At 76.0% G+C, this 10,275-nt stretch carries 12 protein-coding genes; 8 read left to right on the plus strand and 4 right to left on the minus strand.

What is annotated here, in order from left to right; all coding sequences use genetic code 11:
* Positions 1 to 47: 47 nt before the first annotated feature.
* Positions 48 to 650, plus strand: coding sequence for a Dps family protein (locus AB2L28_RS07990; RefSeq protein WP_370718216.1), 603 nt, complete (start codon positions 48 to 50; stop codon positions 648 to 650).
* Between the two features lie 140 nt (positions 651 to 790).
* Positions 791 to 1,594, plus strand: coding sequence for a YflT domain-containing protein (locus AB2L28_RS07995; RefSeq protein WP_370718217.1), 804 nt, complete (start codon positions 791 to 793; stop codon positions 1,592 to 1,594).
* A gap of 60 nt (positions 1,595 to 1,654) precedes the next feature.
* Here AB2L28_RS07995 and AB2L28_RS08000 read toward each other — a convergent pair whose 3' ends face one another.
* Positions 1,655 to 3,226: an aminopeptidase P family protein gene (locus tag AB2L28_RS08000; protein ID WP_370718218.1), complete on the minus strand. Its 1,572-nt coding sequence runs from the start codon at positions 3,224 to 3,226 to the stop codon at positions 1,655 to 1,657.
* A 121-nt stretch (positions 3,227 to 3,347) separates the two neighbouring features.
* Here AB2L28_RS08000 and AB2L28_RS08005 point away from each other — a divergent pair, with 121 nt between their 5' ends.
* From AB2L28_RS08005 to AB2L28_RS08015, 3 genes are read left to right on the plus strand one after another with little or no spacing between them, the layout of a single operon-like run.
* On the plus strand, positions 3,348 to 4,016 hold the full coding sequence (locus tag AB2L28_RS08005; protein WP_370718220.1) for a DUF6758 family protein: 669 nt from the start codon (positions 3,348 to 3,350) through the stop codon (positions 4,014 to 4,016).
* 46 nt (positions 4,017 to 4,062) lie between these two features.
* The gene (locus AB2L28_RS08010; RefSeq protein WP_370718221.1) at positions 4,063 to 4,911 is read left to right on the plus strand and encodes a PHP domain-containing protein; all 849 of its coding nucleotides are present in this window, start codon (positions 4,063 to 4,065) and stop codon (positions 4,909 to 4,911) included.
* Positions 4,908 to 5,513: a MarC family protein gene (locus AB2L28_RS08015; protein ID WP_370718222.1), complete on the plus strand. Its 606-nt coding sequence runs from the start codon at positions 4,908 to 4,910 to the stop codon at positions 5,511 to 5,513. Before AB2L28_RS08010 ends, AB2L28_RS08015 begins: the two co-directional genes overlap by 4 nt.
* A 75-nt stretch (positions 5,514 to 5,588) precedes the next feature.
* On the opposite strand, the gene AB2L28_RS08020 is transcribed toward AB2L28_RS08015, so the two are convergent.
* Positions 5,589 to 7,247: a DEAD/DEAH box helicase gene (locus tag AB2L28_RS08020; RefSeq protein WP_370718223.1), complete on the minus strand. Its 1,659-nt coding sequence runs from the start codon at positions 7,245 to 7,247 to the stop codon at positions 5,589 to 5,591.
* Positions 7,248 to 7,521: 274 nt separating this feature from the next.
* Positions 7,522 to 7,746 (minus strand): DUF3107 domain-containing protein, encoded by a 225-nt coding sequence (locus AB2L28_RS08025; protein ID WP_370718224.1) that lies wholly within the window; start codon positions 7,744 to 7,746, stop codon positions 7,522 to 7,524.
* A 167-nt stretch (positions 7,747 to 7,913) separates the two neighbouring features.
* Between AB2L28_RS08025 and AB2L28_RS08030 the strand changes: the two genes are divergently transcribed.
* On the plus strand, positions 7,914 to 8,711 hold the full coding sequence (locus AB2L28_RS08030) for a DUF3152 domain-containing protein (protein WP_370718225.1): 798 nt from the start codon (positions 7,914 to 7,916) through the stop codon (positions 8,709 to 8,711).
* 3 nt (positions 8,712 to 8,714) lie between these two features.
* Here the strand turns inward: AB2L28_RS08030 and AB2L28_RS08035 are convergent, their stop codons facing one another.
* Positions 8,715 to 8,951 carry a hypothetical protein gene (locus AB2L28_RS08035; protein ID WP_370718226.1) on the minus strand — a complete coding sequence of 79 codons (237 nt, stop codon included), beginning with the start codon at positions 8,949 to 8,951 and terminating at the stop codon, positions 8,715 to 8,717.
* Between the two features lie 55 nt (positions 8,952 to 9,006).
* Here AB2L28_RS08035 and AB2L28_RS08040 point away from each other — a divergent pair, with 55 nt between their 5' ends.
* Entirely contained in the window at positions 9,007 to 9,366 is a 360-nt protein-coding gene (locus tag AB2L28_RS08040) for an MGMT family protein (protein ID WP_370718227.1), read from the plus strand.
* A complete protein-coding gene (locus AB2L28_RS08045; protein ID WP_370718228.1) occupies positions 9,363 to 10,271 on the plus strand; it encodes a methylenetetrahydrofolate reductase in 909 nt (302 codons plus the stop codon). Before AB2L28_RS08040 ends, AB2L28_RS08045 begins: the two co-directional genes overlap by 4 nt.
* The last annotated feature ends 4 nt before the right edge of the window (positions 10,272 to 10,275 follow it).

The raw sequence follows: 10,275 nt of genomic DNA on the forward strand, positions 1-10,275 counted from the left end.
GCGGTTTCCAGCTCGCGGCGCCGGACCTGGGCTCCTACGGTGACGGCATGGCCAAGGAGAGCAAGAAGATGAAGAACGAGGGCACCCCGCTCTACACCATCCCGGGGCTGACGACGGAGCAGGGCGCGGAGATCGCGACCCTCCTGCAGGACCGGCTCAACGCCCTCACCGACCTGCACCTGACGCTGAAGCACATCCACTGGAACGTCGTGGGGCCGCACTTCGTGGCCGTCCACGAGATGCTCGACCCGCAGGTCGACGCCGTCCGCGAGATGTCCGACACCACCGCCGAGCGCATCGCGACCCTGGGTCTGTCGCCCGTCGGCACGCCCGGGGCCCTCGTCGCCGACCGCGGCTGGGACGACTACTCCCTGGGCCGCGCCGGGGCCATCGAGCACCTGGGGGCGCTCGACCTGGTCTACAGCGGCGTCATCGAGGACCACCGCAAGGCCATCGAGGCCACGGACGACCTCGACCTCGTCACCCAGGACATGCTCATCGCCCAGGCCGGCCAGCTCGAGCAGTTCCACTGGTTCGTCCGCGCCCACCTGGAGACCACCGGCGGTCAGCTGACCACCGCCGGGGCCGGCAGCGAGGTCGAGGCCAAGCAGCAGGCCGGCCGCGCGGGCGCCAAGCGCAAGTCCGCCTGAGCACCGCCCGGCGGTCCTGGTCCCGCCGGGCACCGAGCACGTCCCCGCGGCGTTGAGCAGGACGACGGCACCTCCGCGGAGGTGCCGTCGCCGATCCTGCGCCGACGCCGCGGGACGGTCCAGGAAGGTGAGGGAGTCTGATGTCGAACCTCGGGCCCATGGGTGGTCCGCGCCGGATCACCACGCCGACGCCCCCCTCGGGGGAGACGATCGGCCGCTACGCCACGTACTCCGAGGCCCAGCGGGCGGTGGACTTCCTCTCCGACGAGCACTTCCCGGTGCAGAACGTGACGATCGTCGGCACCGGGCTGCAGATGGTCGAGCGGGTCACGGGCCGGCTCACCTACGGTCGCGCGGCGGGCGCCGGGGCCGCCTCCGGTGCCTGGTTCGGTCTGCTCATCGGGCTCATGCTGTCGGTGTTCGGGCCGGGCGGCAGCGGTGCGCTCCTGACGGGCATCCTCGTCGGGGCCGGGTTCGGGATGCTCTTCGGGGTCATCTCCTACGCCCTGACCGGCGGCCGCCGCGACTTCACGTCGTCCTCGCAGATCGTGGCCGGGGAGTACACCGTCCTGTGCCTGCCGCAGATGGCCGGCCAGGCGCGCGAGGTGCTGTCCCGCCTGCCCAACGGCCTGGGCCGCGACGGCGGCGGTTCGCCGTCGGGCCAGGCGCCGTGGGGTGCGCCCGACCCGACGCAGCGCCCGTGGGGTCCGCCGCCCGGGGGCACCCAGCCGTCGATGCCGCCGCCGCGGCCCGGGTCGGGGCCCGCGGACCAGCCCCCGCCCCCGCCCTCGTTCGAGAAGGCGCCCGAGTCCGAACCGGTCCACGACCTGTCCGGTCCCACGTACGCCGAGAAGATGGAGGAGGCGCGCCGCCAGCGGCGTGCCGCCGAAGCCCAGGCGCGCGAGGACCAGCAGCGCGAGGACCGGGAGCGCTCCGAGCGCTGACGCCACCCACCGGACCCACCCGGCTCGACCCGTGAGCCGGGTGGGACCGCGTCGAGGTGGTCAGCGCAGCGACGCCATCCACGCCTCGACCTCGTCGGGCGTGCGGGGCAGCGCCGCGGACAGGTTCTCCACCCCGTCGGCCGTCACGAGGACGTCGTCCTCGATGCGCACCCCGATGCCCCGCAGCTCCTCGGGGGCCAGCTCGTCCTCGGCCTTGACGTAGATGCCCGGCTCGATGGTGAACACCATGCCCTCGCGCAGCTCGGCGTCCAGGTACATCTCCTTGCGGGCCTGGGCGCAGTCGTGGACGTCGAGGCCGAGGTGGTGGCTCGTGCCGTGCGGCATCCAGCGACGGTGGAACTGCCCGTCCTCACCGAGCGAGGTCGCCGCGTCGACGGGCAGCATCCCCCAGGCGGACAACCGGTCCGCCACGACCTGCATGGCCGCCTCGTGCACCTCGCGGAACCGCACGCCCGGCCTGGCGACGGCGAACGCGGCCTCGGCGGCGTCGAGCACGGCCTGGTAGACCCGGCGCTGGGCCGGGGTGAACGTGCCGTCGACGGGCAGGGTGCGCGTGACGTCGGCGGTGTAGAGGGAGTCGACCTCCACCCCCGCGTCGAGCAGCAGCAGCTGCCCCGGGGCGATGGCCCCGTCGTTGCGGATCCAGTGCAGCGTGCAGGCGTGGTCACCGGCGGCCGAGATCGTCTCGTACCCGACGCCGTTGCCCTCCACGCGCGCGGTGCCGTCGAAGGCGGCCTCCACGACCCGCTCGCCGCGGGGGTGCCCGACGGCGCGGGGGAGGGAGCGCACGACCTCCTCGAACCCGCGGGCGCTCGCGGCGACGGCCTGCCGCAGCTGGTCGACCTCCCACTCGTCCTTGACCAGGCGCAGCTCGGACAGCGCCGTGACGAACTCCTCGTCGGCCTTCTCCGGCACCTGCCCTCGCAGCGGGGTCAGGAGGGCCGTGACGGCCGGGTCGGCGTCGGGGACGACGCGCAGCCCACGGGCGTCCTGGAGACCGGCGGTCAGCTCGTCGGTGAGGACGGCCACGTCGTGGCAGGTGAGGCCGGTCTGCGCGGCGAGGGCCGGCAGCGTCGTGCGGGGCCCGACCCACAGCTCGCCGTAGCGAGCGTCGGCGAAGAACTCCTCGGTGTCGCGCGTGGCCTGCGGGCGGACGTACAGGACGGCGTCGTGGCCGTCGGCCGTGGGCAGCAGCACCAGGACGGCGTCGGCCTCGCGGTCGGTGCCGAGCCCGGTGAGGTGGGCGAAGGCCGAGTGCGGGCGGAAGCGGTAGTCGGTGTCGTTGGACCGCTGCACGAGCGGGCCGGCGGGGACGACGAGCACCTCGCCCGGGAACAGCGAGGACAGCACCTGGCGGCGGCGGGCGGCGAAGGGGGCCGACCCGGCGGCCCGCACGTCCTCGGCCGGGCGCGGGCCCCAGCCCTGCGCGATGAACGCCCGGAAGGCGGCCGAGCGCGGCGTCGAGCGGTGCGACGTCTCGGTGTCGTCCTCACCCTCGGCCCCACCCCCCACGACGGGGCCCTCGCCCTCGGGGGCCCGGCGGTCCAGGAGGTCCTCGACCCCCCGGTCCACGTCCGGGCCGGTGGTCTGGTCGGTCGTCTGCGAGCTCACCGGCTCATCATCGCCCCGGTCGGGTCGCGCTGCCGCTCCACCCCGGCGGGTCCAGGGCCCGGCCGGCGACGCTGCGTGAGGGGAGGTTGACGATCGGCCGCCGCCGGGAGCACCGTGGAGCATGGGCGGTACAGCGCAGTGCCCCCGCTGCGACGGCGCGGTGAGGGCACCCAGCATCTGGCACTCCGGTCACACCTGCGCGGTGCACGGGGAGGTGGTCCCCCTGCAGCCCCCGCACCCGGCCGACGCCGAGCACCTGGCGTGGGTCTCCCACCACGCCGACGTGCCCGTGTGGCTCCCGTGGCCGCTGCCCGACGGCTGGCTCGTCACCGGGACCCGCTGCGTGCGCGACGACAAGCACGAGGCGCAGGCCGTCGTCGTCGCCGTCTCCGGCCCGCACCACGGTCCTGCCGGGTGCCCACCGGTGGCCGACGTCCTGCTCGTCGCCGAGCAGCCCGGCACGGGGCTGGGCGCGCACCTCGCCGGCCGGGACGACCTCGACCCGGGCGAGGGTCTCGTGACGGGCCGTCCCGCCGCCCGGCTGCACGCGGCGGGGGCGTCGACGCCGCTGTGGTCGGTACCCGCCGAGGGGGACCGGGCGGTGCTCGTGGGGGAGGCCGGGGCCGTGTGGCTCTGGGCGCTGCTGTGGCCCGCCGCGGCGGGCGTCACGGTGCTGGACGACCTCGAGCTGGTGGACCTGCGCGACCCCGCCCACGAGCTCGACGTCCCCTGCGGGGCGCTGTCCCCGCGGTTGCGCTGGGCCGGGCAGGCGGTCCCCGCCCGCGCCTGACCCCGGCGCGGCCGGGCAGGGCCGGCGCGCGGAGTAGGCTCGTGCGGTGCGCATCGACCTGCACACGCACTCCACGGCGTCCGACGGGACACAATCCCCGGCCGACGTGATCGCCTCCGCCGCGCAGGCCGGACTCGACGTCGTCGCCCTCACCGACCACGACACGAGCTCGGGCTGGCCGGAGGCCACGGCCGAAGCCGACCGACGCGGACTGAGGTTCGTCCCGGGCGTCGAGATCAGCTGTCTGCTCCGTGGGGTGTCCGTGCACCTGCTGTCCTACCTCCACGACCCCGAGGACCCCGCCCTGGTGCGGATGCTCACCGAGTCCCGCACGTCCCGGGAGAGCCGGGCCCGGCGCATGGTCGACCGGCTCACGCCCGACACGGGCCTGCGCTGGGAGGATGTGCAGGAGCAGGTCCACGGCACCGCGACCATCGGCCGCCCGCACATCGCCGACGCCCTCGTGGCGCGCGGTGTCGTCGCCGACCGGGACGAGGCCTTCGCGACCCTGCTGTCCGGGCGGGGCAAGTACTTCGTGCCGCAGACCGCCCCGGACCCCGTCGAAGCCGTCCGCGTCGTGCGCGCCGCCGGGGGGGTCCCGGTCATCGCGCACCCGGCGGCCTCCAAGCGCGGCAGCTGCCTCGACGACGCCGAGGTGGAGGCGATGGCGCAGGCCGGGATGGCCGGCCTGGAGGTCGACCACCGCGACCACTCCGACGCCGAGCGCGCCCACCTGCGCGACCTCGCCGCCGCCCTCGGGCTGTTCGTCACCGGGTCCAGCGACTACCACGGGGCGGGCAAGCGGAACCTGCTGGGGGAGAACACGACCGACCCCGCCTCGCTCGCCCGCATCGACGAGGTCGCCGCCGCGTCCCGCCTGGCGCACCCGGCGTGAACTGGCAGCTGTTCGGGGAGAGCTTCGTCACGCTCTTCGTCATCATGGACCCGCTCGGGACCGTGCCCATCTTCCTGGGGCTCACCGCGAGCTTCAGCACCGCCGAGCGCTCGCGCGCCGCCCGGCAGGCCGTCCTCGTCGCCTTCGGCGTCATCGTCGCCTTCGCGGTCTTCGGCCAGCGCATCCTGGACTACCTGCACATCAGCCTGCCCGCGCTGCAGGCCGCGGGCGGGCTGCTCCTGCTGCTCATCGCCCTGGAGCTGCTGACCGGCAAGGGGGACGAGCCGACGAGCACCGTCGGGGTCAACGTCGCGATGGTGCCGCTGGGCACGCCGCTGCTGGCCGGGCCCGGTGCCATCGTCGCGACGATGGTCTTCGTGCAGCAGGCGCAGGGTTGGGGGGACCGCGCGGCCATCGCCCTGGGCGTCGTCGCCGTCCACGTGACGCTGTGGCTGGCCATGCGCTTCGCCGGGATCGTGCACCGCGTCCTGGGCGACTCCGGTGTCCTGCTCGTGACCCGGGTCGCCGGTCTGCTGCTGTCGGCCATCGCCGTCCAGCTCGTCGCGGACGCCGTCCGCACCTTCGTCGTCGGCGGCGCCTGAGCGCGCCACCCCCGCACGCGCCACGGGTCCCCTCCCCGCCGGGGAGGGGACCCGTGGCGCGTGCGGGCGCGCCCGTCAGCCGGCGTCGGCCGCGCCGGCCTCGGCACCGCTCGTGCGGGTGCGGCGACGGCGGCGGGGGGCCTTCTCCGGCGGCTCCCCGGCGCTCGCGGGGGCGACCTCGGGGGTCGCGCCGCCCGTGGCCGCGCTCTCGGCGGCGACCTCACCCGTCACCTCGACGCCCGAGCGCGTGCGGCGACGCGTGCGGGTGCGGCGGGGCCGCTCCACCCGCTCCTCGACGACGCCCTCCTCGGCCTGCTCCTGCGGAGCCGACGAGCGCCCGCCGCGACCGGACGCGCCCGACCCGCCCGAGCGGGCGCGCCGGCCCTTGGCGGCGCCGACCTCCCCGAGGTCCTCGACCTGCTCGGCCCCCAGCCCGGCCCGCGTGCGCTGGGTCCGCGGCAGCCGACCGGTCGTGCCCGCGGTGATGGACAGGTCCTCGAACAGGTGCGGCGACGTCGAGTACGTCTCGACGGGTTCGCCGAAGCCGAGGCCGAGCGCCTTGTCGATGAGGCTCCAGCGGGGCAGCTCGTCCCAGTCCACGAAGGTGACGGCCACCCCCGTGTTGCCCGCCCGACCGGTGCGGCCGATGCGGTGCAGGTACGTCTTCTCGTCCTCGGGGCACTGGTAGTTGACGACGTGGGTGACGTCCTCGACGTCGATGCCGCGGGCGGCGACGTCGGTGGCGACGAGCACGTCGACCTTGCCGGTCCGGAACGCGCGCAGCGCCTGCTCGCGGGCGCCCTGGCCGAGGTCGCCGTGGATGGCGGCTGCGGCGAACCCGCGCTCGGTGAGCTGCTCGGCGACGGAGGCGGCGGTCCGCTTGGTGCGGCTGAAGACGATCGTCAGACCCCGGCCGGTGGCCTGCAGCATCCGGGCCAGCACCTCGACCTTGTCGAGGGCGTGGGTGCGGTAGGCGAACTGCGTGATGGCGGCGACGGTCGCGCCGTCGTCCGTCGGGTCGACCGCACGGATGTGGGTGGGCTGGCGCATGTACGAGCGCGCCATCGCCACGACCGGGCCGGGCATGGTCGCCGAGAAGAGCATCGTCTGACGGGCCGGGTTCGTCTGCGCGAGCAGGCGCTCGACGTCCGGCAGGAAACCCAGGTCGAGCATCTCGTCGGCCTCGTCGAGCACGACGCACATCACGTGCGACAGGTCCAGGTGCCGCTGCTGGGCCAGGTCGAGCAGTCGCCCCGGCGTGCCGACGACGACGTCGACGCCCTTGGTGAGGGCTTCGATCTGCGGTTCGTAGGCGCGCCCGCCGTAGACGGTGAGGATGCGCGCGGGGTAGGAGCGGCTGGCGGTGGTGAGGTCGCCGGCGACCTGCGTCGCGAGCTCGCGCGTGGGGACGATGACGAGGGCCTGCGGTTTGCCCGGTGCGGGCAGCGCGTCGTGGTCCGGGTCACCCGGGACGGCGGTGCGCTGCAGGAGCGGGACGCCGAAGCCGAGGGTCTTGCCGGTCCCGGTCTTGGCCTGGCCGATGATGTCGTGCCCGGTCAGCGCCACGGGCAGCGTCATGGACTGGATCGGGAACGGGGTCGTGATGCCCGCACCGGCCAGGGACGCGGCGATGCGGGGCTCGACGCCGTGCTCGGCGAAGGTGCGGGGCGCGGGGGCCTCGTCGGCGGGGACGACGGGTTCGAGGTCGTCGCTGGTGGTGCTCGTGTCGGTCATGCGTCTCCCGTGGAGGGGCGAGCGCGGCCGCGTCCGCGGAGGACCCGTCCCAGCGGCTCGGCGAGAAGTCGGAGCCACCGGCGGGGAACGTCGTCAGGCGGGCGTGCAGCCGCGTCGCGGCAGTCGGCAGCCGATCGTGACTGGCGACCGGGCAACCCTGAACCCGGCCATCGTAACCGGCTGCGTCGCCGGGGTGACGATCAGGCGGGTCCGCGGCGCGGCGCAGGGGTGACGGGCCCTCCCGCCACCCCCGCGCCGCCGCGGCCGCCGCCGGTCAGCTCAGGCCGAAGCCGACCCGGCTCTTCTCCTGCGCGCCGATGTCGACGTACCCGATCGAGGCCGCCGGGACGACGACCTGCCGGCCCTTCTCGTCCGCCAGCGACAGCACCGTGCCCGCGGACAGCGCCTGCGAGACGGCAGTCGTGATCTCCTCGCTGGTCTGGGCCGACTCGAACACCAGCTCGCGCGCCACGTTCTGCACGCCGATCCGAACCTCCACCGCAGTCCCCTCCCGGGTCGCCGATCTTGACCTGCCGCCGTCTCGCCCGAGACGGCTCCGGCTCCACGCTAGTCGCCGCCCGCGCCCGGCGATCGCCCGGTTCGCTGCCGGCGGACGGTCGGCGCGCTCCGCGACCGCCCGCCGGGCGCGGCTGGCATGCTGCGCGGGTGCCTCCCGCCGTTCCCGGTCCCGCCCGCCGCACCCTGCTCCTGGGGGGTGCGGGGCTGGTGCTGACCGGTTGCACGAGCGGGGCGCCGACGGCCGCCCCGTCCTCGACGGCTCCGGCCGAGACCTCCACGGCCCCCGCCGCACCGTCGACCCCCGCCCCCGCGACGCCGTCCACGCCCACGACGCCCACCACGTCGTCCACGCCCGCCCCGCCCCCCGGCCTCATGGCCGAGGACGTGCGCGCCGGGGTGCTGCGCGGGCAGGTGCCGCAGTCCGGCGGCGGGGTCCTCACCGTCGTCCCCGGGTCCTCGCCCGCCCCGCCCTCGGACCGCGTCCGCACCGTGCGCGTCGAGGTCGAGCAGGACCTCGTCGACGCCGGTCTGCTGGACCCGGTCGCGTTCGCCGACTTCGCCCTCGGCGTCCTCAACGACCCGCGCGGCTGGGGCGCGGGGGGCGTGATGAGCTTCGCCCGCACCGACGGCGACGCGCAGATGCGCCTCGTCCTCGCCACGCCCGACACGTCCGCCGCGCTGTGCCGGCCGCTGCGCACGCTGGGGACGCTGTCGTGCCGCTCGGGCGATGCCGCCGTCCTCACCTGGTACCGGTGGGTCGAGGCCATCCCGGACTACGGCCAGGACCGGACCGGTTACCGGCAGTACGTCGTCAACCACGAGATCGGTCACGTCCTCGGGCACGGGCACGACCCCGCCCCCGGTCCCGGGCGCCTCGCGCCGGTGATGATGCAGCAGACGAAGGGGCTGCGGGGGGCGCTGCCGAACCCCTGGCCGAACCCGTGAGCCTCACCGGGTCAGCGTCCGCAGCCCCGCGCCGTCGCGCCACGTCGTGGGGCGCAGCCGCTCCCCGGCGAGCTCGGTGAGGGCGACCTCGGCCGGGTGCGGGCGCAGGAGGACGGGCGGCTCCGGCGGGTGCCGGTCGGCCGGCCGGGCCGCCAGGACGTCGGCGTCCTCGACGGCGCCGGCGCGCTCGACGTCGCACCGGCGGGGACCGGGGTCGGCAGGGGCGGCTGCGGTGCTCACGGCCGCAGCCTGCACCGGGGGTCCGGCACCGCGGTGCGCGTGGCAGGCTCCGGCTGTGGAGCGCGAGCTGCCCGTCCGGGCCGAGGAGGTGCTCGAGGTGGTGCACGCCATCCCCGCCGGTCACGTCCTGACCTACGGGGACGTCGCCGCCCGCGTCGGTGACCGGGGTCCCCGCTTCGTCGGGAACGTGCTGCGCCGCTTCGGTTCTGACGCCCCGTGGTGGCGGGTCCTGCGCGCCGACGGCAGCGCGCCGCCGCCGCTGGCCCCCGAGGCGCTGCACCGCTGGCGCGCCGAGGGCACCCCGCTGCGCCGGCTCGCCCACGACCCCGTCGACGTGCGGGTGGACCTCCTGCGGGCCCGCTGGGACGCCGGGGCCTGGACGGCGCCCTGGGAGGAGGAGGTGCCCACCCCGTGAGCGAGGTCGAGGGCCGGACGCTGGTGGAGGACCTGCGCGCCGCGCGCCGCCGCTTCTCCGTGGAGTTCTCGCCCGCCCACGACGAGGACACGGCCGCCCGGCAGTGGCGGGCCGTGCAGCGGCTCGCGCCCCTGCGCCCCGTCTTCGCCTCGGTGACGTACGGGGCCGGTGGCGGTGACCGCGGCGGCAGCGTCGAACTGGCGTCCCGGCTGGCGCGCGAGACGCCGGTCCGCCCGCTGGCCCACCTCACGGCCGTCGGCCAGTCCGCCGCGCAGCTCGCGGGCGTCCTCGACGACCTGGTGGCCGGTGGCGTGCGCGACGTCCTCGCCCTGCGCGGCGACCCCGACGGCGATCCGCGCGCCACCTGGGAACCCCACCCCGAGGGTCTGGAGCACGCCGACCAGCTGGTCCGGCTGGCCCTGGAGCACGGGGCGGACACCGTCGGGGTGGCGGCCTTCCCGCTGGGGCACCCCGAGTCGCCCGACCTGGACACCGACCTGCGCCACCTCCTGGGCAAGTTCGCCGCCGGTGCCCGGTTCGCCGTCGCCCAGCTGACGTTCGACGTCGAGGACTTCCTGCGCCTGCGCGACCGGCTCGCCGCCGCCGGGTGCCGGACCCCCCTCCTGCCGGGGTTGCTGCCCGTCACCAGCCCCCGGGTGCTGGAGGTGACCCGGCGCCTGACCGACGGTCACGAGCCGTCGTGGCTGCACCGCCGGCTCGACCCGTTCCTCGACGACCGCGGCGCCTTCCGCGAGGAGGGGATGCGGGTGGCCCTCGAGGACGGCCGGCGCCTGCTCGCCGAGGGGGTGGAGGTGCTGCACCTGTACTCCCTCAACGCCGCCTCCAACGTCGAGGGGCTCGTCGCCGAGCTCGGCCTGGCCGGGCCGCCTGACCCGCCCGCCTGACCCG

Source organism: Kineococcus mangrovi (assembly GCF_041320705.1).
GTDB classification, from domain to species: Bacteria; Actinomycetota; Actinomycetes; order Actinomycetales; family Kineococcaceae; genus Kineococcus; species Kineococcus mangrovi.